This window comes from Achromobacter sp. JCM 18799 (assembly GCF_055395645.1).
Genome location: NZ_AP043865.1, coordinates 22910 through 44496 on the forward strand (window position 1 = coordinate 22910; position 21587 = coordinate 44496).

32 protein-coding genes and 1 pseudogene are annotated in these 21587 nt (G+C 62.2%); 26 read left to right on the forward strand and 7 right to left on the reverse strand.

Going from position 1 to position 21587, the window contains the following annotated elements; genetic code table 11:
• Positions 1–5 precede the first annotated feature (5 nt).
• The 5 genes from ACZ5YA_RS00125 to ACZ5YA_RS00145 all read right to left on the reverse strand — a co-directional run bounded on the left by ACZ5YA_RS00125 (position 6) and on the right by ACZ5YA_RS00145 (position 4351).
• Positions 6–317 carry a VirB3 family type IV secretion system protein gene (locus ACZ5YA_RS00125; protein ID WP_238824245.1) on the reverse strand — a complete coding sequence of 104 codons (312 nt, stop codon included), beginning with the start codon at positions 315–317 and terminating at the stop codon, positions 6–8.
• Between the two features lie 21 nt (positions 318–338).
• Entirely contained in the window at positions 339–647 is a 309-nt protein-coding gene (locus ACZ5YA_RS00130; RefSeq protein WP_079420765.1) for a TrbC/VirB2 family protein, read from the reverse strand.
• Positions 648–811: 164 nt separating this feature from the next.
• Positions 812–3127, reverse strand: coding sequence for a type I DNA topoisomerase (topA, locus tag ACZ5YA_RS00135; protein ID WP_464090923.1), 2316 nt, complete (start codon positions 3125–3127; stop codon positions 812–814).
• A 9-nt stretch (positions 3128–3136) separates the two neighbouring features.
• Positions 3137–3898 (reverse strand): lytic transglycosylase domain-containing protein, encoded by a 762-nt coding sequence (locus ACZ5YA_RS00140; protein WP_464090924.1) that lies wholly within the window; start codon positions 3896–3898, stop codon positions 3137–3139.
• Between the two features lie 57 nt (positions 3899–3955).
• Positions 3956–4351 (reverse strand): hypothetical protein, encoded by a 396-nt coding sequence (locus ACZ5YA_RS00145; protein WP_311230482.1) that lies wholly within the window; start codon positions 4349–4351, stop codon positions 3956–3958.
• Between the two features lie 1089 nt (positions 4352–5440).
• Here ACZ5YA_RS00145 and ACZ5YA_RS00150 point away from each other — a divergent pair.
• The 12 genes from ACZ5YA_RS00150 to ACZ5YA_RS00205 all read left to right on the forward strand — a co-directional run bounded on the left by ACZ5YA_RS00150 (position 5441) and on the right by ACZ5YA_RS00205 (position 9235).
• Entirely contained in the window at positions 5441–5743 is a 303-nt protein-coding gene (locus ACZ5YA_RS00150) for a hypothetical protein (RefSeq protein ID WP_079420757.1), read from the forward strand.
• 20 nt (positions 5744–5763) lie between these two features.
• The gene (locus tag ACZ5YA_RS00155; RefSeq protein ID WP_079420755.1) at positions 5764–6312 is read left to right on the forward strand and encodes a hypothetical protein; all 549 of its coding nucleotides are present in this window, start codon (positions 5764–5766) and stop codon (positions 6310–6312) included.
• Between the two features lie 108 nt (positions 6313–6420).
• Positions 6421–6687 (forward strand): hypothetical protein, encoded by a 267-nt coding sequence (locus tag ACZ5YA_RS00160; RefSeq protein ID WP_173278878.1) that lies wholly within the window; start codon positions 6421–6423, stop codon positions 6685–6687.
• A gap of 87 nt (positions 6688–6774) precedes the next feature.
• Positions 6775–6915 carry a hypothetical protein gene (locus ACZ5YA_RS00165; protein WP_012274961.1) on the forward strand — a complete coding sequence of 47 codons (141 nt, stop codon included), beginning with the start codon at positions 6775–6777 and terminating at the stop codon, positions 6913–6915.
• Between the two features lie 23 nt (positions 6916–6938).
• Positions 6939–7208: a hypothetical protein gene (locus ACZ5YA_RS00170; RefSeq protein ID WP_464090925.1), complete on the forward strand. Its 270-nt coding sequence runs from the start codon at positions 6939–6941 to the stop codon at positions 7206–7208.
• A 9-nt stretch (positions 7209–7217) separates the two neighbouring features.
• Positions 7218–7646: a hypothetical protein gene (locus ACZ5YA_RS00175; protein WP_079420748.1), complete on the forward strand. Its 429-nt coding sequence runs from the start codon at positions 7218–7220 to the stop codon at positions 7644–7646.
• A complete protein-coding gene (locus ACZ5YA_RS00180) occupies positions 7643–7780 on the forward strand; it encodes a hypothetical protein (RefSeq protein WP_010991815.1) in 138 nt (45 codons plus the stop codon). Before ACZ5YA_RS00175 ends, ACZ5YA_RS00180 begins: the two co-directional genes overlap by 4 nt.
• 20 nt (positions 7781–7800) lie before the next feature.
• Entirely contained in the window at positions 7801–8067 is a 267-nt protein-coding gene (locus tag ACZ5YA_RS00185; RefSeq protein ID WP_079420746.1) for a hypothetical protein, read from the forward strand.
• 8 nt (positions 8068–8075) lie between these two features.
• A complete protein-coding gene (locus ACZ5YA_RS00190) occupies positions 8076–8339 on the forward strand; it encodes a hypothetical protein (protein WP_464090926.1) in 264 nt (87 codons plus the stop codon).
• 18 nt (positions 8340–8357) lie between these two features.
• On the forward strand, positions 8358–8582 hold the full coding sequence (locus ACZ5YA_RS00195; RefSeq protein WP_010991818.1) for a hypothetical protein: 225 nt from the start codon (positions 8358–8360) through the stop codon (positions 8580–8582).
• A gap of 10 nt (positions 8583–8592) precedes the next feature.
• Positions 8593–8970, forward strand: a complete 378-nt coding sequence (locus ACZ5YA_RS00200; protein WP_464090927.1) for a hypothetical protein — start codon at positions 8593–8595, stop codon at positions 8968–8970.
• Between the two features lie 25 nt (positions 8971–8995).
• The gene (locus tag ACZ5YA_RS00205) at positions 8996–9235 is read left to right on the forward strand and encodes a hypothetical protein (protein ID WP_311230491.1); all 240 of its coding nucleotides are present in this window, start codon (positions 8996–8998) and stop codon (positions 9233–9235) included.
• A gap of 76 nt (positions 9236–9311) precedes the next feature.
• Here the strand turns inward: ACZ5YA_RS00205 and ACZ5YA_RS00210 are convergent, their stop codons facing one another.
• Positions 9312–9992, reverse strand: a complete 681-nt coding sequence (locus ACZ5YA_RS00210) for a recombinase family protein (RefSeq protein WP_154048551.1) — start codon at positions 9990–9992, stop codon at positions 9312–9314.
• A gap of 109 nt (positions 9993–10101) precedes the next feature.
• A complete protein-coding gene (locus tag ACZ5YA_RS00215; RefSeq protein WP_003159185.1) occupies positions 10102–10668 on the reverse strand; it encodes a recombinase family protein in 567 nt (188 codons plus the stop codon).
• Positions 10669–10849: 181 nt separating this feature from the next.
• Here ACZ5YA_RS00215 and ACZ5YA_RS00220 point away from each other — a divergent pair, with 181 nt between their 5' ends.
• From ACZ5YA_RS00220 to ACZ5YA_RS00285, 14 genes and pseudogenes are all read left to right on the forward strand, one after another.
• Positions 10850–11101 carry an AbrB/MazE/SpoVT family DNA-binding domain-containing protein gene (locus ACZ5YA_RS00220; RefSeq protein ID WP_003108276.1) on the forward strand — a complete coding sequence of 84 codons (252 nt, stop codon included), beginning with the start codon at positions 10850–10852 and terminating at the stop codon, positions 11099–11101.
• On the forward strand, positions 11098–11493 hold the full coding sequence (locus tag ACZ5YA_RS00225) for a type II toxin-antitoxin system VapC family toxin (protein ID WP_003159186.1): 396 nt from the start codon (positions 11098–11100) through the stop codon (positions 11491–11493). The genes ACZ5YA_RS00220 and ACZ5YA_RS00225 overlap by 4 nt, the downstream gene beginning before the upstream one ends.
• Before the next feature lie 11 nt (positions 11494–11504).
• Complete coding sequence (locus tag ACZ5YA_RS00230; RefSeq protein ID WP_003159187.1) at positions 11505–12041, forward strand: hypothetical protein; 537 nt, start codon at positions 11505–11507, stop codon at positions 12039–12041.
• A gap of 321 nt (positions 12042–12362) precedes the next feature.
• Positions 12363–12698, forward strand: a complete 336-nt coding sequence (locus ACZ5YA_RS00235) for a hypothetical protein (RefSeq protein ID WP_464090928.1) — start codon at positions 12363–12365, stop codon at positions 12696–12698.
• Positions 12673–13653: a Fic family protein gene (locus ACZ5YA_RS00240; RefSeq protein WP_181362718.1), complete on the forward strand. Its 981-nt coding sequence runs from the start codon at positions 12673–12675 to the stop codon at positions 13651–13653. Before ACZ5YA_RS00235 ends, ACZ5YA_RS00240 begins: the two co-directional genes overlap by 26 nt.
• 35 nt (positions 13654–13688) lie before the next feature.
• Entirely contained in the window at positions 13689–13949 is a 261-nt protein-coding gene (locus tag ACZ5YA_RS00245) for a hypothetical protein (protein WP_311230488.1), read from the forward strand.
• A gap of 70 nt (positions 13950–14019) precedes the next feature.
• A complete protein-coding gene (locus ACZ5YA_RS00250) occupies positions 14020–15420 on the forward strand; it encodes a replication protein RepA (protein ID WP_464090929.1) in 1401 nt (466 codons plus the stop codon).
• Complete coding sequence (locus ACZ5YA_RS00255) at positions 15420–15884, forward strand: thermonuclease family protein (RefSeq protein ID WP_311230486.1); 465 nt, start codon at positions 15420–15422, stop codon at positions 15882–15884. The genes ACZ5YA_RS00250 and ACZ5YA_RS00255 overlap by 1 nt, the downstream gene beginning before the upstream one ends.
• 966 nt (positions 15885–16850) lie before the next feature.
• A pseudogene (locus ACZ5YA_RS00260) lies at positions 16851–17015 on the forward strand (ArdC-like ssDNA-binding domain-containing protein); the annotation flags it as partial.
• A 195-nt stretch (positions 17016–17210) separates the two neighbouring features.
• Positions 17211–18017 carry a DUF3560 domain-containing protein gene (locus ACZ5YA_RS00265; protein WP_464090934.1) on the forward strand — a complete coding sequence of 269 codons (807 nt, stop codon included), beginning with the start codon at positions 17211–17213 and terminating at the stop codon, positions 18015–18017.
• 81 nt (positions 18018–18098) lie between these two features.
• The gene (locus tag ACZ5YA_RS00270; RefSeq protein WP_012274929.1) at positions 18099–18281 is read left to right on the forward strand and encodes a hypothetical protein; all 183 of its coding nucleotides are present in this window, start codon (positions 18099–18101) and stop codon (positions 18279–18281) included.
• Between the two features lie 3 nt (positions 18282–18284).
• Positions 18285–18677 (forward strand): class III extradiol ring-cleavage dioxygenase family protein, encoded by a 393-nt coding sequence (locus ACZ5YA_RS00275; protein WP_012274930.1) that lies wholly within the window; start codon positions 18285–18287, stop codon positions 18675–18677.
• 41 nt (positions 18678–18718) lie between these two features.
• The gene (locus tag ACZ5YA_RS00280; protein ID WP_412473091.1) at positions 18719–19015 is read left to right on the forward strand and encodes a hypothetical protein; all 297 of its coding nucleotides are present in this window, start codon (positions 18719–18721) and stop codon (positions 19013–19015) included.
• A 102-nt stretch (positions 19016–19117) separates the two neighbouring features.
• Positions 19118–20152: a DNA-binding protein gene (locus ACZ5YA_RS00285; protein ID WP_079420807.1), complete on the forward strand. Its 1035-nt coding sequence runs from the start codon at positions 19118–19120 to the stop codon at positions 20150–20152.
• The last annotated feature ends 1435 nt before the right edge of the window (positions 20153–21587 follow it).

Consider the following 21587-nt stretch of genomic DNA (forward strand, 5'->3'; position numbering starts at 1 on the left):
TCGCCTCACTTGCGTTTTTTGAACGCGAAGGGGCTGTAGGCCGATGCCTTCCAGAACTTCGCGTTGTGGTTGTAGTTGACGCCGCGAAACAGCAGTTTCAGGCCCAAGAGCCTGAACTGCTGATCGTCCGACTTGGCGATTTGTCGCATCGTCAAGATGATGGGAACGAGCGTGGCCGCGAAAAACACCGTCGTCCAAACGCTCAGGAGGATCACCACGACCGAGACGGCGGCCAGCGGCACCAATGGCACGCCGAACATCATCGCCGGCCGCGTGCAACCCTTAAACAGCGGGTCGCGCGGATCGAATTCTTCCATTGGTGCCGACATACCCGCCCCTTAACCCAGCAGGTAGCCGGCCAGCTCGGCCGCGCCACCAATCAGCAGACCACCGGCCAAAATCTTGCCGCACTCGGCCATGTCGGCGTGCTTGAACAGGAACTTGTAGCCGGCCCACATGATGGCGATGGTGACGACACCAATCGAGATACCGCGCAGGACGACCAGCACGTTTTCGACGAAGGTATTCACCTTGTCCAAGCCGCCTTGCGCGAACGCAGGTTCGGCGGCCATGAGAGCGAGGCCCAGGAACACGGCCATGATGGAAAGCGCCTTGGCGGTGCTGTTGTTGTTGATCGTTGCTTGCATGTGAAAACTCCAAAAGTTGTTAGTCAGTGTCGGCGGGTTGTCCGGCCCGCCTATCCGGTTTGAAAGTTGTAGCCGCGTCATTGCATGGTCGATAGCTCCCCCTGATTGCGTTCCCCACATTATACGATAACCAACGCCAAAATATACCATCTTGGCAGGCAAATTTAGGCTTTCTTGGTGACGGCTTTCTTGGGCGCTCGCTTGACGGGCTTGCCCTTGTCGTCATCCATGATGTTCTTGCAGCCTTCCTTGAAGCCGCTGCAACCCCACCAGTAGCCGTACTGCCCTTTGCGCCGATACATCGGCTTCGAGCAGAGCGGGCAAGGTGCCGTTTTCACGGCGACAGGCTTGCCCTTTTCGTCGTCCAAGAAGGTCTTGCAGTCTTCGCCAGTGCAGAACCAGCCGAAGCCGCCCTTCGGCTTGCCGGTTTCCTTGTCCTTCTTCTGGTAGCGCCGCAAGGGTGCCGCCTTGCACTTCGGGCAGGTATGCACCGTGGGTTCGACGGGCTTGCCCTTGTCGTCGTCCATGAAGTGCTTGCAATCCTCAGTGGAGCAGGCCCACAGGAAGCCGCCGCCCGTCTTGCGCTTGAACCGGCGCATGGTGCCGGTGCCGCACTTCGTGCAGGCGTAGGTCTTGCGTTCAGCGGGCTTGTTGTCCACGTCATCCATGAAGGTCTTGCACTCGGCGTTCGTGCAGCACCAGAAAGGCGTCTTCCCGGCCGGCGAATAGCGCCGTAGGCCGCTTTCGCACTTCGGGCAAGGGAAGCGTGGCTTCATGGCCCCGCTGCTGCCTACGGCCTCAATATCGGCCTGCAACTGGACGAACGCGGGTTCGACCACCTCGACATAGCCGCAATTGCCATCGGCAATCACGTCAAGTTCTTCTTCCAGGCCGCGCGTGAAGGCCAGTTCGATGAAGGCAAATTCGGCCTTCACCAACTGATCGACCAGCAGCACGCCGGTTTCCGTGGGTTCAAGGAACCGCTTCACTTCGCCCAAGTAGCCCTTGCCCATGATGTTCTGCATGATGGCCGGGTAGGTGGACGGCCGCCCTACGCCTTCGGCTTCGAGCTTGGCAATCAAGCTGGCCTTGGTGAAGCGCGCGGGCGGCTTCGTCTCCTTGCGCAGCAGCTTGCCGGAATCGGCTTGCTTGGCCGATCCGACATCGAGCAAGGGCACCTTGCCGCCGCTGGCGTCGTCTTCGTCGCCGTCGCCGGCTTCCTCATCCTTCACCGCGTCCTTGGCGGTCAGCACGCGCCAACCCTGTTCAACGAGTACGCGGCCTTTGGCCTTGAACTCGAAGGTTTCCGCTCCGTCCGTGGCTTCCAGCGTGACGGTGTTCACCTTGTACCTGGCATCGGCCAGTTGCGAGGCAACCGACCGTTGCCAGATCAGCCGGTAAAGGGCGCGTTGCTTGTCGTCTTCCCCGGCTTCTTCCACGTCGATATGCGTCGGCCGGATGGCTTCGTGCGCCTCTTGCGCGTCACCCTTCGCCTTGAACTTGCGCGGCTTGTCCGGCAGCGCCCAGCCCTTGCCCTGGGCGAAGGTGCGAATCTCCGCGTTCGCTTCGTCGCTGAAATTCACGCTGTCGGTGCGGATGTAGGTAATCACGCCCTGTTCAAACAGCTTTTGCGCGAGCTTCGCCGTCACTTCCGGGTCAAGTTTCAGGCTCACGCTTGCCGCTTGCAGCAGCAAGGAAGTGGAGAACGGCGACGGCGGCGATTGCTTCGCCGGGCCGCTGTCCGCGTCCGTTACCCGGAACTGGCGGCAAGCCGCTGCACGGTTTGCCAGGGCTTCATCGAGCACATAGGGCTTGTCTTCGCTGACGAACGGCTTCGTGTTCCATTCGGCTTGCCAGGACTCGCCATCGAAGGCCACGACCGCGCCGAAATGGCTTGTCTTCTTGAACGCCTTGATGCGGCGTTCCTGATCGACCACAAGGCGCACGGCCGGGCTTTGCACGCGGCCGGCCGACAACGACATGCCCAGCATGTCGGAGAGCAGCGGCGACACCAGATAGCCGTACATGCGATCCAGGGCGCGGCGCGCTTCCTGGGCGTGCACAAGGTCATAGTCGATCTTGCGGGCCTTGTTCAAGGCCGCCTTAATCACGTCGGGCGTGATGGCGTCGAAGGTGACGCGCATGTACTCGGATTCGTCCAGGCCGAGCGTTTCTTTCAGGTGCCACGCGATGGCTTCGCCTTCACGATCCGGGTCGCTGGCGAGGTACACCATTTCGGCGTTTCTCGCTTCCTTGCGGATGCGTGCAACCCGTTCTTCACCACCCGGAAAGGTGCGGCCCTGCACCGTCGCGGGCGGGATGAATTCATAGTTGAGCGTGAAGCCCGGTTGCTCGATCCCCAGGTCATTGCGCGGCAAGTCGCGGATGTGGCCCACGCTTGCCATGACCTTCCAATCGCTGCCGAGAATGGATTCCAGCTTTTTGATTTTGTTCGGGCTTTCAACGACCATCAATTTCATAAATCCCCCTTAGAAAACAATGGCCGAGCTGGCCGGCGCGGGCTTGTCGGCCGGCGCTTCATTGGCGACACCTTCGGGCTGGCCAGGAGCTGCACCAGTCGCCAACGGTTGCAGCTTCGCCGCCCCGCTGTCGGCAGTTTTCGGACGAAGCAAAACCGGCGCATTGTCCGAAGGCAATGCAGCCGGTTGCGTGGGTTGAGCTTTGAGAGCAGCCGGGGCCGCTGCGCCGGCCGCCTTGTCAAACTGCGGCTTGGGGCCGCTGCCCGTCTGGATCGACGGGACTACGGGGATTGCCTGCGGCTGCACCCCGGCGCTGGCAAGCACCTTTTGCACATAGCTGGGCTTGCCGGCCACGTCGGGCTTGAAGCCGCGAGTGAAGTTCCCCGAGTAGTAGCAGGAGAAAGCCGCGTGCAACGCGGCTTGAGGCTCAGGCGTGCGCTTGGAGGCGCGAACGTAGCAGTCTTCGAGAATTTTCGAGCCGACTCGAAGACTGGTGCAAGCGTCGAACGCTTGCTCATAGGTGATTTGGTACTTCGGCAGGTTGTAGCGATTGACCTGCGCAACGCCCAGCGAAAAATTCCAACCATCCGATTCGAGCTGCTGCGCCGTGGCTACGGCTTCTTCGCGGCTCTTGGGTTGCCGAGCGAGTCGCCCGCCGACAACGCCGATTGCGTAGGGGTTATAGCTCGACTCGACATTGACGACGGCCGCCATAGTCTGCGGCGCTACCGTCGGGGCGCACTCTTGCGCGAGTGCCAGAAATTCCAACATGGTTCCGTCTCCAATTCGTCACATCTTGACGGGAACCATAATAGCATATCTTGGTAATCATAGATCACCTTTTTTGGTCGTCTTCTTGGCCTTCTTTTCCGGTTGTGGTACGGCGGTCACAGGGGCCGGTGGTTCGCCTGCTGGCGGTAACTGTTGGTTTCTCAAAATCTCTACGCTGTCCGTTGGATAAGCCATTTTCAGGTGATCGTTCAGGCGCTTTAAGTCCTTGAAAAGCCTGGGTTGATCGCGTTCGCGGCGAGTAGTCAGATACCACTCTTTGTTTCCCGCCCATTTCAATTGAGCTACGACATAGAACCCGTCCGGTGTTTCAGCAATGGTCAGTTTTTTCAACGTCTGCTGTTGCACGGCCAGTTCTAGATCGCCCTCCAAAATGCTGTTGGCGGGACTACATGGGGTTCGATTCATGTGTGTCCTGTCGTTGGGTGCGGTCATGTCTGAAAGCATCCTATTTTAAAGCCAAAACGATGTATTTTGGTAGTCGTTCATAAGTAATCCGGTCGAAAAATTGTTGCAAGTCTCAAGTAGCATGCTCGCCCCGGCCTTGCCGGGTACGGGCTTTCGTGCTGCGCATCGAGCCTTGTTCCAAGTCTCGACCCCTTCGGGCTTCAATCCCTCTCGGTTGCGCGACTCCGCGCGCTGGGCGGCACCTTGGCGACAGCCCTGCCGCCCTGGTTGCCCCTTCCTGTCGCCAAATTATAGCGTTTTGGCGACCAAAAGACGACAAGAAAGCCGTTTCTGTCACCAAAGCCGGCACCATTTCCTTGACACCGGCCTGACGCGCCGGTCTTCGGTTTTTTGCCTTGGAAAACTATAAAAAATAGTAGTTGCGGCTTGTGGAGCTTGTGGGCAACGGGCGACCTGTTGGCAGGGTGTGGGCAACCGCTTGCGGTTGTCCATCGCCCTGTCACCAGGGAACCGCGTAGCGGTTAGCACGGAATCCGGCCGCGCCGGATTGTCCATAAATCCACATGCTCTGACTCCCGCCCACGTCATCGACTTGGAGACACCGCGGCGACCTGGCCAGCTCCTTTTTGTCGCCAAAGACCCAGGCCCGCCGCCTTGGTGACAGATCCCGCCGGCGCCGGCGGATCTGTTGTCACCATCACCGGGCTTTGCCCTTCCAGGCACGCCGCGATGAATCGCCGCGTTCCAGGGGCACCGGCAGACTCGTTCCGAGACTGCCACCGGGCTTACGCCCTTGAACACCCCAAGGCGGGCGCTGCCCGCCTGTTACAGCGGTTCCCGCTGAATTAGGCCGTGGTCACGTCCAGGCCGCCTTGCTGCGGGTTGTGCGGCTTCGCTGAATACCTTTCGCCTGCCCTAAACGGTAGTCCGGCCATGCCATCGCTCCAAGGGCCGGGCTGCGCCCTGAAATCCTCACCCGTTCGCACTCGCTGCGCTCCCTTGCGCTGCGGCTTCCGGTTTCTCCCTTTCCGCGCTGTCCTGTCCGGCCCACCTACGGGCTTCACGGCGAAAGGCACTCAGCGAAGCAAGTTCACACAACGAAAGGCGGACACCGACATGACACACCAATCACAAATTCAAAAGCAAAACACCCCGGCTCAAGCATCTAGCAAAGCAAGTGTTGAAGCCCAAAACCTCAAGAGCTACCGCATCGAGGCCAGTGTCACGAACCCGGAAAACACCGCCGAGCGCGGCAACCTGCACGACTACCACGTCGCCATTGATCGCACGAAGGCCAACGGGCACGCGCGGAATTTCTGGCGTCAAGGCTATTGGGTGGAGGTGTACGACAACGAAACCAACGAGCTGATGGCCGGGCCTATCGACCCCGATGCCGCCCTGCCCTCTTACATCGTTTGATCGCCAAAGGAGCCTAGACCATGACCCGTTTCATTCCAGCCAACGCCGAAACCCGCGAATTCCCCGCCGCTGCCGTCGTCGCCTACTGCTACCAGAGCGACCGAGGCCCGGCATTTGTGGCCTACAAGGGCCGCCAGAGCAAGCCGGCCCGGTTCTATGCCTTCCCGAGCGAAGAACGCCGGGACGCGAACCTTGCCGACTTCGTGAAGCAGCAAACCGAGGCGGAAGACTGGAAGCGCGCCCGTCGTGAAACCGGGCATGGCTTGGCCGTGGGCGACATCGTTTATTCGTGCTGGGGCTACGAGCAAACCAACGTCGATTTTTTCGAGGTTGTCCGCGTGCCGTCTGGCCGGTCGGCCGTCGTGCGCCAGATCGAAAAGGAAGTCACCGAGAGCGGAGCGGGCAGCATGAGCGGCCGAGCCATTGCGAAGCCGGGCCAGTTCCAGGCGACCGCCAAGGAGGCCACGCACCGCGCGGCCGGCCTGCACTGCCTCACTGGTGGCAAGACGGCCCCTGGCAGTCTCAGCAAGTGGGATGGTCGGCCGCTTAGTGTGTCGTGGTACGCCTAACCGGCCACCACGTTTAGGCAGAAATAAAGCCGCGTTTGTGTGTTTTCATCTACCAAGATGGTATATAATGGAATCACACAACGGGCAATTTGGTAAGGAGCTACAGCCATGAACAACGAGCGCCGCAAGCAGATCGAGAACATCAAGGGCCGCATTGCCGCCCTGCTGTCCGAAGCCGAGAACATCAAGACCGACGTGGAGGCGATCCGCGACGACGAACAGGAGTACCGCGACAACATGCCGGAATCGTTCGGCGAGGGCGAGAAAGGCGAGAAGGCAGACGCCGCGATTGCCGCGCTTGAACAGGTCATTGAAGACCTTGAAAGCCTGATCGAAAACGACTTCGACGGCCAGCTCGACACCGCCGCCGAGTAAGCCCAGGACGCAGAAACAAGATTCCCCGGCATGGCTGCAACCATCCGGGGAGTGACCGCCAACCACCAGTTCTAAGGAAGTGAAGCGATGCCGGATATTAACAAGATTGCCGAACAGATTCGACTTGCCTTTGCGACGGGCAAGCCCTGCAAGGTGCCGTTGATGACCATGCGCGACTTCGGCCGGTTGCTTGACCTGCTGGAAGACGACGAGCGCGCAGCCGCCTAAGCGCAGCGCCGCGAAATTTGTCCATGACCAAATCGAACCACACCGGAGAAGCCGCCATGAGCCAGACCCCGAACACCATCGACATAACCCCGACGTGGGGCGAGTGGGCCAACATTTACCGCCGTCTGGCCGAGACGGGCGAAACCAAGGCCGTGCGCGAGCTGCGCGCCGACTTCGCCAAGGCGATGGCCGCCGCTGCTGCGCTGAATGCGATCCGCTCGACCTTCACCGACGCGCAGGCCGAAATCGTGAGCAAGACCGTCACGGCCGAGCTGTCGAAACAGGGCTACTAAGGGGCCGCCATGCGCTACGCAGACACCACCGAAGCAAAGGCCGTGCGGGCACGCCGGCAGGCATTGCGGCGCGGCCAGGGCATCGACCTTCTGGCCGAGCGGGCGCGACTGGTGGCGTTCTGGCGCAAGTGCGCCGAGACGAACCCGGCCTATCGCCCGCATAACGGCGCGTGGTGGTCGGTGTTCACTTGGAACCCCTGTTTTCGCCGCTTGCTCTTGCCGACGCTGCGCGCCCGGCAGGATGCACGCGACCGCGCGCACCGCGAGCAGTACGCCGCCGAGCTGCGCGAGTCGTCGCGCAAGTGGGAACAGCAGAAGGCCGAGCGCAAGGCCGCCAAAGCCCGCGCGAAGCTGCCCCAGCTCGATCTACTCGACTTGGCGACAGAAACGCCGCCAGGCCTCGATGCACCAGTCACCAAAGCAAGGGCAATGCAATGAAGGAATGGAATGTGTACGTGGACGGCCGCTATGTCGGCACCGTCAACGAAGAAACCGAAGCACTGGCGCGGCTCGCCGCGTTCAGCAAGTACGACGTACCGGACGACGCGGAATTGTCCGTGTCGCGCCGCTAACCCACTCAGGAGGCAAGACGATGGAAACCTATCAGCAGATACACGACTTCACCCCGACCGGCGCGGAGCGTTTCGCCGCGTTCCTGGCCGCCCAGGCCCGGCCCGACGTGAACGCCGAGGCGTGCCGCATGGAATGCCTTGGCGTCATGGAAGACAACTTGAACGGCAGCACCGCCGCGCCCCTGTCGTGGGAGCTGGGAGCCTTCGAGAGCGCCACCGGCAAGCCCGCGACCTTCACCGCCGAGCTGGCGGATTTGATCGTTGAAACCGTGAACCCGACCGAGTGAACCGCGCCATGCAGTCGATGACCCTTGAACAGCTTCGCACGACGTTTCACGCGGGCGGCTTGGCCGCCGCGCGAGTCGTGGCGACCGGCAAACGCTTTCATGCCGTGGCCGATACGAAGGGCGGCGACCGGGTTGTTTTGGTGCGCCATTCGGACACCACGGCCCGCGCTTTCAGTGACCCCGGCACCGCCCTTAAATTGCTGCGCGACATCGGCTTTCGGGTTGTCACCGTCGATATGACGGATTGGCAGCCAAGCCAAGGCGCGCTTTAGCTCAGGAGAGCCAACACCATGAAGACCCTGCGCATGATCGCCCTGCCCTTGCTGCTGGCCGTTCTCAGTGGCTGCGCCACGAACGGCGGCCCGTACTACTACGGCGGCACCGGCTACCGCATGCACAACATTGGCGGCCTGCCCGTGTCCGGTTCGCTGGGCGTCAATGTCACCCCGCGCGGCCTGATGTTCAATCCGAACATCGTGATTCGCCCCTCTTACGTCGATTGGAAGAAGAAGTGAGGTTTCGCCCATGTTCAAACTGATTTTGGTTGTCCTGGCCTTCGTCGCGGTTGCCGCGCTGGTTGACCTTGGCGGGTCGGACGAGCGCGCCGAGCAGGCCCGCTATGCAGCGCAGCGCATCGAGAGCCAGGACGCCATCTTGACCGGCCTACAGGCCATGAATGACGCCGCCGTGAGCGAGTTCGCCAGCGACTGGCGAAAGGCGTTCCCGGAGCCGTCGCCGGCCAAGCTGTCCGAGCTGCGCGACATCGAGCAGCGCATCAAGAACGACAAGGCCGCCGCCGTAAAAATGACGCGCGCCTACAAGATGAAGAACAGCCCGTTTTGCAATGGCGAGGTGAAGGCGGTTGTCTCGCTGTCGTCGCCAGATTGCCCGCCCGGTCTTTGACCCACCAACCACAGGAGAACCACCAATGAGCAATGAAAACTGGATTGCGCACGCCTACCCCTTGCAGCAAGTGACGATCAAGCTACAGGGCACGCGGCACAGCGACAAAGCCGCCATCGTCGCCCAGCTTGAAACCGTGCTTGCACGACTCAAGGCGGGCGACACGTCCGGGCAAGATCATGACGACGATTTCGGCTATGCCTTCGAGTACGTCCAGGCCGTGCCCGGCCCTTCGTTCTTCGATGCCCCGGCCGGCTCCGAGTGACCGCAGAATGCCGATGTCTTGCCCGGTTCGACCGGGCTTTTTTTCGCGCTGAAACTGTCTTGCGATGGTGACAGCCTCACGTCCTGGCCAGCTCGCCTTTGTCGCCAGCGTGCGCCCGCAGCAGCGCGCACACGCGCTTGACTTGGCTTTGACTGCATCCGGCCAGCTTCGCGGTTTCCGCGATGCTGTTGCCGCCCGCTCGCAGTGCCGCGATGCGTTCGTGCATGGCCGTGTCAGGCGTGCGGCCGGCGTAGCGGCCCGCAGCCTTCGCCAATTCGATGCCCTGGCGCTGGCGTTCGCGCCGGTCTTCGTAGTCGTCATGCGCCATTTGCAAGGCCAGCTTCAAGAGCATGTCTTGCACCGACTCAAGGACGATGCGGGCCACGCCCTGCGTGCCGGCCGCCAGTTCGCCCAGGTCGATGATGCCGGGCACCGCCAGACGTGCGCCCTTCGCGCGGATCGAGGCCACCAACTTTTCGGCGTCTTCCAGGGGCAAGCGGCTGATGCGGTCGATTTTCTCCGCAACCACGGCTTCACCGGGTTGCAGATCATCAATCATGCGCAGCAGCTCGACGCGATCCGCGCGAGCGCCCGACGCCTTTTCGCGGTAGATGCCGGCGACGTAGTAGCCCGCCGCCCTGGCCGACGTGGCGATGGCCTCTTGCCGGGCCAAGTCCTGCGCGTCAGTGCTGACCCGCATGTAGATGCGGGCCACCTTGACCGGCGCGGCCGGGGTGTCTGCTTTCTTTGTCGCCATCGTCTTAGCCTTTTTGGGTATACCCAAAATGACCAGGAGGCCCGCATGAAAGTCGCACGCATCTACCTGCGCGTGAGCTGTCATTTTCAGAAGACGACTGCACGGAATATCAGGAGTCGGCTGCACTGGTGGATTGCAGCGCGGTGTACAGGGCCGTCTTGCTCACCTTGAGCCGTGTAGCGGCCTCTCGGACATTAAGCCCGTTGGCGATGTGCTCCCGCGCTCGCTGCAACTTGTCGGCGGTGACAACCGGCTTTCGCCCGCCCTTCCTCCCACGAGCGGCGGCGGCAGTCAACCCGGCCTTGGTGCGCTCGCGGATCAAGTCGCGCTCGAACTGGCCCAGCGCGCCGAACACGTGGAAGATGAGCCGCCCGCCTGGCGTGGTGGTGTCGATGGCTTCCGTCAGAGAACGGAAGCCGACGCCTCGCGCTTCCAGCGCGCCTATCGTTTCGATTAGGTGCGGCATAGAGCGCCCGAGCCGATCCAGCCGCCAGACGGCCAGCACGTCGCCGTCGCGCAGGTAGGCCAGCGCATCAGCCAAGCCGGGGCGGTCGGCCTTGGCCCCGGAAGCCGTGTCCTCGAAAACGCGCTCGCAGCCTGCCTTGCGTAGCGCATCCGTCTGCAAGGCGGTGTCCTGTTCCGCCGTCGATACCCGCGCATAGCCGATCAGTGCCATTTGCCGCCTCTCTTGTCCGTCATTCCGTCCGCCTATCTTAATGTCCGACAACCCGTTGTGCAATAACTTTGCTGGACAGTGTCCGGCATGGCCGACTAATGATCGTTTGACGGACATTGACGGTAAGGCATTTTTGCATTACTATGTGAAGCATCAACCTTGATTGCGAGGGCAAACCACCATGACCACATTGACCGTTACCGCACGGGGACAAGTGACGTTTCGGAAGGACGTACTGCAACACCTCGGCATCAGGCCAGGCGACAAGATCGAGCTGGACTTGTTGCCAGACGGTCGGGGCGTGCTCAAGGCGGCACGGCCCGCAGGGACGATAGCCAGCTTTGTCGGCCTGCTCGCGGGCAAGACGCAGAAGGTTGCCACCATCGAAGAAATCAACGAGGCGGCGGCGCAAGGCTGGGCAGGTAAGCAATGAAGGTCGCAGTCGATACCAACGTCCTTGTGCGTGCGGTTGTGCGTGACGATCCCGCACAAGCGGACGTTGCCGCCGCAGTCTTGACCGACGCCGAGTTGATCGCGGTCGCGCTGCCGTGCCTATGCGAATTTGTTTGGGTGCTGCTGCGTGTCTACGGCTTCCAGCAAGCCGACGCGGCCAGCGCGATCCGGGCACTACTGGCCGCCGCGAATGTGGAAGTGAACCGGCCTGCCGTGGAGGCTGGCTTGCTGGTGCTCGACGCGGGCGGAGACTTTGCCGATGGCGTCATTGCCTACGAAGGCAACTGGCTTGGCGGGGAAACCTTCGTTTCCTTCGATAAGAAGGCGGTGGCACTTCTCACGGCGCAAGGGCAATCAACGCGCCTTTTGTGACGGACATGAGCATGAACGAATTCCGCCGACTGGCCGCGAAGATCGACCAACACATGCAGCAGCTTGCCGCCCAGGGTGTCAGCGAGGCCCATGCCATCATCAATCGCATGATGGGGTACGGGCCTGACCTGCACAGGATTTGGGTCGGCACATCCGATCAGCAGCTCATGGCGCTGTCCCGCGAGTTCCCAGGGTTCTACCGCTACGCCCGCATCATGGAAGAGGCATCCGAAGCCGAGCGCCGCAAGGCTTCGCGGCCCTATGACGGCATGGCCGAGTTCTCCGAACAGCACAAGCAAATGGGCGCGCAACTGCTGACCACGGCGGCCACGCTTGAGCGTGGCTACCAGGCGTTTCGTGCGAGCGGCAGTCTCCAAGACTTCCGGCCTCAGCTCGACGAGCTGGGCCGCCTGCATCGGCAATGGCTGTCCGACCTGGAAGCCTTCAAAGACTCGCTGCGCACGCAGGGCGCAGAACCCAAGGTGCTGGAATACGTGAACGAGGCTTTCGGCCGCCTGGCCGAGCGCATCAAGCAGCTTGCCGGTTGATCGCCGGAATTTTCGGCGGTTCCGGCTTTGTCGCGCCGTGCACAAGAGTTCTGAGCAATTCCGATCTCTCGCGGCGCTTCGTGCATAGAACTTCTGACCGTTCCCGGTCAGAAGTTCTATGCACACACGGCGGCCAGCCCAGTGAACTGGTGCAGTCGCCTTCTGAAAACGACACTAAATTGGCTACCCTGTTGTTAGCCACCCTAAATAGCCATGTATGTGCATTGACGATGCAATGCCCATACATTAAAATAGAGGCTGGCTTATAAGCCAATTTGCCAAATTTTGAAAGAGGTACACGCCATGTCCAAAGAAGTGCAAATGACGTTCCGCGTTGAGCCGGAATTGCGCGCCGAGTTTTCCGACGCCGCTTTGCTGGAAGACCGCCCCGCCGCCCAGGTGCTGCGCGAATTCATGCGGGCCTATGTCAACCAATCGCGCGAGCGCGGCCACAGCCCGGCCAACGATGTGATTTCCCCGGCAGAGAGCCGCCGCCGCGAAGCCGCCGTGAACTTCGCCCGTTCGTCCGTGGGTTTGGAAGGCTTCAAGCCTTCCAAAGCCGCCGAGACGGGCGCACGCCAATTCATCAAGGGCGACATCCAGCTTGCCGATTTTGTTCAGGTGAAGCCCGATGCAGAACAAGCCCACAGCCGCTAATGCGTTGACGGCCGAGCAGCGGCAGCAGCTCGAAGCCGATTACACGTTCAAGCGGGTTGTCGAGCTTGAGCTAGACCCGGTGCGCGGCAACTTCGACGCCGCCCACTTGAAGGAAGTCAATCGCCGCATCTTCCAGGACTTGCCGGGCGCTGGCTTCGATGACGTGACGCCGGGCGAGTTTCGCAAGCCGGTTGCCGATGGCTTGGACTGGATGAAACAGCGCGGCCTATCGACCGTGGACGGCCCGTTTTATGTCGCGTATTCGCGCATGGACGATGCCGCCACGGCCCGACTCGACAAGGCGCTTGAAGCGGCCAAGCCCGACGAGCTGCGCGGCTTGAAGACGCCGGAATTCACGGCGCGGCTCGCCAAGATTTACACCGAGCTGGACTATGTTCACCCGTTCAGTGACGGCAACAGCCGCACGCTTCGCACCTTCACCAAACAGCTTGCCAAGGAAGCGGGCTATGAAGTCGATTGGGAGCGGTTCGGCCGTAGCGATGTCGGCCGCGATCTGCTGTATATCGCCCGCGACCGCAGCGTGAACGAACTGGCGAAGCCGCACGTTCAACACGAAAACACCATGCGGAAAATCCTGCACACGCAGGACAGGCTAGAGGGCAACCGCGCCTTGCCCGATCTGCTGCGCGATGCAGTACGGCCGAGCCGCGCCGTTGCCTTCGAGCAGTTGAGCGAACGCGAAGCGTTGAAAGAGCATCCCGAGCTGCAAGAGGCATACAAGACGATGCACACGGCGGCGACCTACTTCGCATCAAAGATGCCGGGCAAGACCGAGGCCCAGGAGGCCGGCATTCAGTCGGTCATGAACCACGTTCAGAACCGCTTGAACGCTGGGGAGACGGCTAATTTTTCCCAGGGCCGCGAGTCGGCTCAGACTCAAAAAGAGGTTGCGCAGCCGGAGCGCCCCGCGCCTGACGCTGGCCGTGACCGATGAAGCAACGCAGTTTTCCCAACGTCAAAGGAGTTTCTATGTCTCGCATTTACGCAATCTGGAAAGCCTACGCCATGCTGGTGATCGAGGCGGTTTCGGCCTACTGCCGAAAGACCGAGGATTTGCCCGTCGTGGTGTCGCTGGGCCTGCTGCTGGTGCCCATGTTCGCGGCCGATTGGTTCTTGCCCCGCTGGGCTTCGCTGTCGCTGTATGCGGCCATCGGCTTGCCGCTGGCGTGGTTCCTTGGAACCCTGTTTTGGGTGTTCTTCACCCACGAATCGCAGCGGGCGAGCCGCTGAAAAGAAAAAAGCCAGCAGATGGGCGAATCTGCCGGCTTTTGCCATCAAACCACTTAAAGGGACGGGCCTAATGACTTCGGCTAAGACTACCACATTCGATGAAGTCGCGTACAGGGAAGACCTAGTGCGCGCGGGGCTTGACCCCGAAGACGCCGCCATTCTGGCGGCCAAGACGGCCGCCATTCGGCAGGCGGCCGTCGAAGGCGCAACGATGAAGCAGAGCTTGATAAAGGGCGGCATGCAGCCCGAGAAGGCAAAGCGCATGGCTGACGCGCATGTTCGCTGGCATCCAAGCAAGCCGAACATCATCGTGCGGGAGCCAGAGCCGCCGACCGTGCGCGTTGAAGGCTTCCAGTCGATGGGCGACATTTTCGGCCCGATCCAGGCGAAGGCACAGGCCGCCATGAAAACCCAGCCAGCGCCGCCAGAGGCGGCGAAGCCAGCCGCCGCCCCGGCAGTACCTGCCGAACCAGAAAAGCCCGCCACGGCCCGCAAAACGGCCCGGCGCGGCACCAAACGCGACGAACTCGGTTCGTCGGGCGCGATGGTTCCCATGTCGGCAGTCTTCGACTACCGAAACAGCGAGATACCGGAGCGCGTGCGCGAGCTGATCGAAACGCACCTTGCCATCGAGGCCCAGGACGCGAAAAGCGCCGGCTCCCTTGGGTTCATGACCCGTTCGCTTGCCATTGCCACCTTGCCGCACCGCAAGAGCGCCGATTTCCGGTTCGTGCGCCGCAACGGCGACTTCACCTTGACCATGATGACCGCGCATCCGCAGGGGCTGCCATACGGCACCCTGCCCCGGCTGCTGCTGACATGGGTTTGCACCGAGGTTGCACAGAAGCGCGAGCGCGTTCTATCGCTTGGCAACAATCTGGCCGCCTATCTGGCCGAGCTGGGCTTGCACAACACTGGCGGCAAACGCGGCGACATCACGCGCTTGAAGCACGCCATGACGACCCTGTTCAGTTCCGTCATTTCATGCCACTACGAGGGCAAAGATTCCTTCGTGCTGCAAAACGTGTTGCTGGCCGACAAGGTGGATTGGTGGACGCCGCAGAACCCGGAAGAAGCCGGGCAATGGCAATCGTCGCTGATGCTGTCAGAGCCGTTTTTCAAAGAGTGCATCGAACACGTTTTGCCGTTCGACATGCGGGCCGTGCGTGGCCTTCGCCAGTCCCCGCTTGCCCTCGATATTTATGTCTGGCTGACCTACCGCATGAGCTACCTATCGAAGCGCACAACGATTCCTTGGGTTGCCCTGGCCGGGCAATTCGGTTCCGGCTATGCCATGACCGAGCAGGGCTTGCGCGACTTCAAGCGCGCCTTCCTGCGCGAGCTGAAACACGTTCTTGTTATCTACCCGCAAGCCAAGGTTTCCGATGGCGTCAACGGACTGGTGATGTACCCCAGCCCGCCGCACGTTGCCTACAAATCGACGCCGATTCAAAAGGGGCTTGGCTTCTGATGCGCGCCCTTCGCTCCCTGTTTGCGTGCGCCCTGCTGGCTGTCTGTTCGGCCGCGTGGGCTGATTTTTCCGGCTCAGTCGTCGGCGTGATCGACGGCGACACCATCGACGTGCTTGTAGAGAACCGCCCGGTTCGCGTCCGCTTGGCGCAGATCGACGCCCCGGAGCGCGCGCAAGCCTTTGGAACCCGTTCGCGGCAAGCACTTTCCGCGATGGTCTTTCGGCAGGCCGTCACCGTGGCCGAGGCCGGCCCGGATCGCTACGGCCGCACGCTGGGCACCGTCTTTGTCGCTGGCGTGAACGTGAACGCGGCCATGATCGACCAGGGCATGGCGTGGGCCTACCGTCAGTACGTCACCGACCGTTCGTTGATCCAGTTGGAAGCACAGGCCCGCGCCGCACGTCGTGGCCTTTGGGCTGATCCTGCGCCGGTTGAACCCTGGCTTTTCCGCAGAACCAAATAGCCATGCTCGCCCCGGCCGTGCCGGGTACGGGCTTTCGTGCTGCGCATCGAGCCTTGTTCCAAGTCTCGACCCCTTCGGGCTTCAATCCCTCTCGTTGCGCCGTCCCGGCGCTAGTCCCCTGACCACATACCCACCGCCGCGACGGTCTTAGTAGTGACCTTTGCGCCCGTGGATATGTGGACAGCGGTTCATGCGGCCACTTGGTGACGCTGCGCCGCACCAGGTGGCCAACATTTGTCACCATCGGCAGGCCGGCCGCTTGGAGACACCGCGGCGACCTGGCCAGCTCCTTTTTGTCGCCAAAGACCCAGGCCCGCCGCCTTGGTGACAGATCCCGCCGGCGCCGGCGGATCTGTTGTCACCATCACCGGGCTTTGCCCTTCCAGGCACGCCGCGATGAATCGCCGCGTTCCAGGGGCACCGGCAGACTCGTTCCGAGACTGCCACCGGGCTTACGCCCTTGAACACCCCAAGGCGGGCGCTGCCCGCCTGTTACAGCGGTTCCCGCTGAATTAGGCCGTGGTCACGTCCAGGCCGCCTTGCTGCGGGTTGTGCGGCTTCGCTGAATACCTTTCGCCTGCCCTAAACGGTAGTCCGGCCATGCCATCGCTCCAAGGGCCGGGCTGCGCCCTGAAATCCTCACCCGTTCGCACTCGCTGCGCTCCCTTGCGCTGCGGCTTCCGGTTTCTCCCTTTCCGCGCTGTCCTGTCCGGCCCACCTACGGGCTTCACGGCGAAAGGCACTCAGCGAAGCAAGTTCACACAACGAAAGGCGGACACCGACATGACACACCAATCACAAATTCAAAAGCAAAACACCCCGGCTCAAGCATCTAGCAAAGCAAGGTTCAACAGCCAAAAACCAAAGGCCGAGCTGCAACAGAAAGCCCTTGAAAATGCCGTGTCTGGTGAAAGCCTTGCGAACTATCAAGCGATCTTCGACGGGTTCGCCGCGATGGGCATCGACATGGCAGACGTTGAACCGCGCGTGAACGTGTTTACCTTCAATGCGTGGAAGGCGCTGGGCCGCGTGGTGAAGAAGGGACAGCATGGCGTCAAGATTGTGACCGTGATCCCTTGCACCAAGAAAGACCGCGAGACGGGCGACGAAGTGCCGGTGAAGAAGGTCAAGACCACGACCGTTTTTCACGTATCGCAGACCGAGGAAATCGGAGGCGAACCGACCGACGAGAAGGCCAGCGCCGACGCCGTGACCGAGGAAGCCGAAGCGCCAGAAGCAGCGCCGGAGGCCGCCGAGCAGGCAGCAGCGCAAGCCGTGGCCGTGATCGAGCAGGCCGAGCCGGCAGCGGCCGACGAACCGCGCGAATTGAACGCCTACGAGGCACGCATTGAGGCCAAGCGCGAACGGTACGAAGCGCGTGCAGGCAAGGCCCAGGACGAAAGCCGGGCACTGTATAGCCGGGCGCGTGGTATGGCCGAGGTGATCCCCTTCGGGCAACCGATCCTTGTCGGGCACCACAGCGAAGGCCGCGACCGCAACTATCGCAACCGGATTCACAACACCTTCGGCAAAGCCTTTGCCGCCCAGGACAAGGCAGCGCACTACGCACAGAAGGCCGCGAGCGTGGGCACTGGTGGCATTTCCAGCGATGACCCGGACGCCATCAAGAAGCTGCGCGCCGAGCTGGCAAGCGCCGAGAAGTCGCAAGAGATGATGAAGGCCGCGAACAAGGCCATTCGTGCGAACAAAACACCGGAAACGCAGACCGCCGCCCTTGTGGCCCTTGGCTTCACCGAAGCCCAGGCGGCCGAGGCGATCAAGCCGGACTTTGCCCGCCGTGTCGGTTTCCCGTCCTATGCCTTGTCGAACAACAACGCCAACATGAACCGCATCAAGGGCCGCATTGCCGAGCTGGAGAAGCGCAGCCAGCGGGCCGACGTGGAGAAGGCCGGCGACGGCTACACCTACCGCGAGGACACCACCGAAAACCGCGTGATGTTCATTTTCGACGGCAAGCCGGACGAGGCAACCCGCGCCATCTTGAAGCGTGAAGCCTTCAAATGGTCGCCAAGTCGGGGCGCGTGGGTGCGGCAGTTGAACAACGCCGGAATCTGGGCAGCCAAGCAGGTGATAGAGCGTTTTAATGTTGCCAAAGTTGGTGACGCGCACTAACCAAGATGGTATAATTTGGACAGTTGGAAGTGACCAAACTAGCCGGGAAATCCGGCTAGGAACCCACCGGGAGAACCAGCCATGAAATTCATAGATGACCTGATCGTGACCCTTGCCCTTCGCGTGCTTCGTGCCGTGATGGCAATCGGAACCGGGCTTGTGTACGTCCAGTTTTTCGCCCTGGCTTTTCTGGTGGCGATGGCTGGAACCGTCACGCTGGCCGTGATGCTGGCGGCAGCGAAAAGCGCCTTACTTGGAGGTTAAAGAATGGCAACGAAGAAGAACCACACGGCCGAGCTGGCGAAGCTGGCGGCCGACGTGCCCGGCCTGATCGACACCTTGGAAGGCGAGATTGCCGAGGTTGTCGCCGGCATGGCCGCGCTGAAAAAGGCGGGCTTGATCTACGCAACGGAGCATTGGCGCAAGGGTTCGGACGGCCAGCCGAAATACTTCTATCTGCTGTATCCGCAGAAGAACGGCGAGCCGCGCCGCCGCGATTACGTCGGCTGCGACTCCGAGCGGATCGAGGAGGCCCGCGCCGGCATCGTGCGTGCCGAGCAATACGACCGACTGGCCGCGCAGCATTCGGCCCTTGAATGCCGCGTGCGCCGCATCGCCGAGGCGCTGCGCGAGGCCCGCCGCTATCTGGCCGGCAACTGACCACCACAGACACCAGCAACAGCCACAGGGAGAACGACCCCATGCACAAGATGCTTGAACCCCAAGAATGGATGCGCCAATCACTGGACGCGGGCGCTTTGGCTTTGCGTGCCGTCATCGACGGCCGCGCCCTGCCCGTCGATGACCTCATTGCCGGCACGATGGCCGTCGAGCTGCTGACCGCCCCAGGCCGCTACGCTTCGCCGTTCGACCTGTACGACATCCTGCACCGTGCCCGCCTGCTGCTGAATGTGCCGGCCTTTGCTTGCCAGCCCGAAGGCCGCGCCGAAGCGGGCCGCCTGCTGCCGATGTTTGAGCGCATCCGCGCCGACCAGTGACCACCCGGCCGGGACACCACCGGCCCTTTTTTTAAGTAGCGTAGTAGTAATAGTAGTAGTATAATTATTATTATTCCTACCCAATCCGAAGGAGTTCGCAAAATGGCCTTATCCCAAGACATCAAAGAGCGCATCTTTGCCGCCGCCGACGCCCTGCACGCGGCCAGCGAAACCGGCGAGTTCCCGAGCGTGGAGGCCGTGCGCCAGGAGAGCCGCGCCGGCATGAACAACGTGGTGGAGGCCATGAAGGAATGGCGGCAGAACCAGCGCAAGCAGGTTCAGGCCGTGCGCGAGCCGTTGCCGGTGGAACTGCATGGCGTGGTGCAGAGCATGGGGCAAAGCCTTTGGGAGACGGCGCAGCAACTGGCAAACGAATCGCTAGACGCGGCCAAGGTGGCCTTTGAAACCGAGAAAAGCGACCTCATCCAGCTATCGGCCGAACAGTCCGAAGCCTTCGAGGCCCAGGCCGCCGAGCTGGATGCCGCCCAGGCGCGCATTGCCGAGCTGGAACGCCAAGCCACGGCCGCCGCAGCAGCAGCCCAGGCGACCGCCCAGGAGCTGGACGAGACGCGCCGCGCCCGGCTGGCCGCCGAGCAGGACGCCGCCCTTGCCAAGCAACGGGCCGAGGAAATCGAGCGCCGGGCCGCCGAGCTGCGCGCCGAACTCGACCACGCACACGCCGAGGCCGAAACCGCCGCAGCCCAGGCCAAGGCGACGGCCGACAGCCTGCGCGCCGATGCTGATCGCCTGCGCACCGAGCGCGACAAGGCCCAGCAGCGCCAGGAGCTGGCCGAAGCCGAAGGCGTCAAGCTGGCCGCCAGTCTGGCCGCTGCCCAGGGCGAAACGGCCAAGGCACAAGCCGCCCTTGCCGGCGTCACGGCCAAGGCCGAGGCCGCCGAGCAGGCGCACGCCGACCAGCGCAAGCGCGCGGCCGAAGAAGTCCACCGCAGCGCCGAGCGCATGACGAAGGCAGAGACGGAGCGCGACAAGGCCCGCTCAGAGGCCGCCACAGCCCGCGAGGAAGCCGCAGCCCTGCGCGGCGAGCTGGAGGCCACCAAGACCCAAAACGCCGGCTTGCTGGCCGCGTTGAAGCCCTCCCCTGCCCCGAAGGGCAAGGGCGGCACCGCCAAGGATTGATTGGCGACAGCTTCACGACCTGGCCAGCTCGCGGCCGTCACCAAACCGACCCGGCCAGCGTGCCGGGTTTTTCGTTCCCGTCCACGTCGGGGCCGTGGCCGTGTCCTGGCTGGAATCGGCGTCAAGGGCGACACCGGAGGCCGCACGCGGAGCGCAGCCCGCAGGGCGAGCACCGAACGGGTGAGGATGGCGGGCGAAGCCTTCACCCTTGATGCTGATGGAGGCCATAGAGCCTATCGGCAAGGGGGTAGGACAAGGGCAACGCCCGCAGCGCCTGCCCCCGCAGACAGTCGGGCAAGAACCGACGCGGGATGCAACCGAAGCGGTTGCCCAAGCGAAGCGCGGAGGGTTCCCGATGGCGACAGAATCGCGCGATCGAGGACGGGCCGCCGTCACCAACCAAGACGCCCAAATTTGGCGCTTGCTTGTGGATAACCTTGTGGATGACGAAAGTTATCCACGCTGAAAGTGTCTTGCATGCAAGCCGTTGATTTGTAAGGCATTAAATCCGCTATCCACAGAAACGCACGCTGAAAGTGTCTTGCGCGTTACGCTGAAACTGTCTTGCGTTTACGCTGAAACTGTCTTGCGATCCAAGGCCCAAAAAGCGCGCAAAGCCTTACCAGCATTGGCTATTCTGGCCGTCGTGCGGCCTGCCCCCTGTAGTTCTTGCCTTTAGGTTTTTTTTTCCTTTAAAAAATATACCTAGTAGTTGGAGCCGCCGCCGTTGTGAACAACGTCGAAAAAGCTGCCGCGAAGCGCGGCAATCACCGCCTACCCTCCGGTCGCTTCGCTCCCTGCGCCCCGTCGCTTCGCGCCGGCCTGAACAATGGATGGCCTTCGGCCATGCCGATCTAAGCGCGGCACTTGCCGCGCGGTGCGGCACCACCGCCGCAGCCAGGAACAGGCATCACCTGGGCGCACAGGCCGAGGAAATCCAAAACCAACAGCCAAACAGCCAGAAGGCATCTAACGGCTGGCCTACGGCCAGGACGTGAAGAACGAAGCGCGGCACTTGCCGCGCGTGGCAGTTCGACGGCCGAGGTAAGGCATGGTCTAAGCGTCCCGACCGGCAAGCCGGCCGGCATGGCCGCAAGCGGCCACCCCTGCGGGGCGCTAAGACCGGGACAAATCACGCCCGGCCGACAAGTCGGCCGCCCGCTCAGCCCGGCGCGTGTGCGCGCCATGCCGGAAAGGTTCGTGGTGATCGAGAGGCCGCAAAAAACCGTCTATCAGGAAGAAGGGGCTTGCCCTGCCCTCGATTGTGCCCCGTAGCCTGCGCAGGAGGCCCGCCACGGCCTTTTCTCGACTGTCCCGATACCGAGGGTGCGGCAAGGGCGAAAGGCGCTTAAATCGCGTTCTATGGCCGTTTGCGTTCGCGTGGCGGTTTTCCGTGGTGTCTGCTGCTGGCGATTGCCGCAAAAGCCGCCTATTA

Coding starts and splice junctions, on each gene's coding strand:
- ACZ5YA_RS00195 (WP_010991818.1), top strand. CDS start 8,358: ATGAAGACCCTGCGCATGATCGCCCTGCCCTTGCTGCTGGCCGTTCTC.
- ACZ5YA_RS00255 (WP_311230486.1), top strand. CDS start 15,420: ATGCGCGCCCTTCGCTCCCTGTTTGCGTGCGCCCTGCTGGCTGTCTGT.
- ACZ5YA_RS00240 (WP_181362718.1), top strand. CDS start 12,673: ATGCAGAACAAGCCCACAGCCGCTAATGCGTTGACGGCCGAGCAGCGG.
- ACZ5YA_RS00275 (WP_012274930.1), top strand. CDS start 18,285: ATGGCAACGAAGAAGAACCACACGGCCGAGCTGGCGAAGCTGGCGGCC.
- ACZ5YA_RS00140 (WP_464090924.1), bottom strand. CDS start 3,898: ATGTTGGAATTTCTGGCACTCGCGCAAGAGTGCGCCCCGACGGTAGCG.
- topA (WP_464090923.1), bottom strand. CDS start 3,127: ATGAAATTGATGGTCGTTGAAAGCCCGAACAAAATCAAAAAGCTGGAA.
- ACZ5YA_RS00125 (WP_238824245.1), bottom strand. CDS start 317: ATGGAAGAATTCGATCCGCGCGACCCGCTGTTTAAGGGTTGCACGCGG.
- ACZ5YA_RS00180 (WP_010991815.1), top strand. CDS start 7,643: ATGAAGGAATGGAATGTGTACGTGGACGGCCGCTATGTCGGCACCGTC.
- ACZ5YA_RS00160 (WP_173278878.1), top strand. CDS start 6,421: ATGAACAACGAGCGCCGCAAGCAGATCGAGAACATCAAGGGCCGCATT.
- ACZ5YA_RS00285 (WP_079420807.1), top strand. CDS start 19,118: ATGGCCTTATCCCAAGACATCAAAGAGCGCATCTTTGCCGCCGCCGAC.
- ACZ5YA_RS00235 (WP_464090928.1), top strand. CDS start 12,363: ATGACGTTCCGCGTTGAGCCGGAATTGCGCGCCGAGTTTTCCGACGCC.
- ACZ5YA_RS00165 (WP_012274961.1), top strand. CDS start 6,775: ATGCCGGATATTAACAAGATTGCCGAACAGATTCGACTTGCCTTTGCG.
- ACZ5YA_RS00245 (WP_311230488.1), top strand. CDS start 13,689: ATGTCTCGCATTTACGCAATCTGGAAAGCCTACGCCATGCTGGTGATC.
- ACZ5YA_RS00270 (WP_012274929.1), top strand. CDS start 18,099: ATGAAATTCATAGATGACCTGATCGTGACCCTTGCCCTTCGCGTGCTT.
- ACZ5YA_RS00225 (WP_003159186.1), top strand. CDS start 11,098: ATGAAGGTCGCAGTCGATACCAACGTCCTTGTGCGTGCGGTTGTGCGT.
- ACZ5YA_RS00170 (WP_464090925.1), top strand. CDS start 6,939: ATGACCAAATCGAACCACACCGGAGAAGCCGCCATGAGCCAGACCCCG.
- ACZ5YA_RS00150 (WP_079420757.1), top strand. CDS start 5,441: ATGACACACCAATCACAAATTCAAAAGCAAAACACCCCGGCTCAAGCA.
- ACZ5YA_RS00250 (WP_464090929.1), top strand. CDS start 14,020: ATGACTTCGGCTAAGACTACCACATTCGATGAAGTCGCGTACAGGGAA.
- ACZ5YA_RS00205 (WP_311230491.1), top strand. CDS start 8,996: ATGAGCAATGAAAACTGGATTGCGCACGCCTACCCCTTGCAGCAAGTG.
- ACZ5YA_RS00145 (WP_311230482.1), bottom strand. CDS start 4,351: ATGACCGCACCCAACGACAGGACACACATGAATCGAACCCCATGTAGT.
- ACZ5YA_RS00230 (WP_003159187.1), top strand. CDS start 11,505: ATGAACGAATTCCGCCGACTGGCCGCGAAGATCGACCAACACATGCAG.
- ACZ5YA_RS00155 (WP_079420755.1), top strand. CDS start 5,764: ATGACCCGTTTCATTCCAGCCAACGCCGAAACCCGCGAATTCCCCGCC.
- ACZ5YA_RS00200 (WP_464090927.1), top strand. CDS start 8,593: ATGTTCAAACTGATTTTGGTTGTCCTGGCCTTCGTCGCGGTTGCCGCG.
- ACZ5YA_RS00190 (WP_464090926.1), top strand. CDS start 8,076: ATGCAGTCGATGACCCTTGAACAGCTTCGCACGACGTTTCACGCGGGC.
- ACZ5YA_RS00210 (WP_154048551.1), bottom strand. CDS start 9,992: ATGGCGACAAAGAAAGCAGACACCCCGGCCGCGCCGGTCAAGGTGGCC.
- ACZ5YA_RS00220 (WP_003108276.1), top strand. CDS start 10,850: ATGACCACATTGACCGTTACCGCACGGGGACAAGTGACGTTTCGGAAG.
- ACZ5YA_RS00185 (WP_079420746.1), top strand. CDS start 7,801: ATGGAAACCTATCAGCAGATACACGACTTCACCCCGACCGGCGCGGAG.
- ACZ5YA_RS00130 (WP_079420765.1), bottom strand. CDS start 647: ATGCAAGCAACGATCAACAACAACAGCACCGCCAAGGCGCTTTCCATC.
- ACZ5YA_RS00280 (WP_412473091.1), top strand. CDS start 18,719: ATGCACAAGATGCTTGAACCCCAAGAATGGATGCGCCAATCACTGGAC.
- ACZ5YA_RS00215 (WP_003159185.1), bottom strand. CDS start 10,668: ATGGCACTGATCGGCTATGCGCGGGTATCGACGGCGGAACAGGACACC.
- ACZ5YA_RS00175 (WP_079420748.1), top strand. CDS start 7,218: ATGCGCTACGCAGACACCACCGAAGCAAAGGCCGTGCGGGCACGCCGG.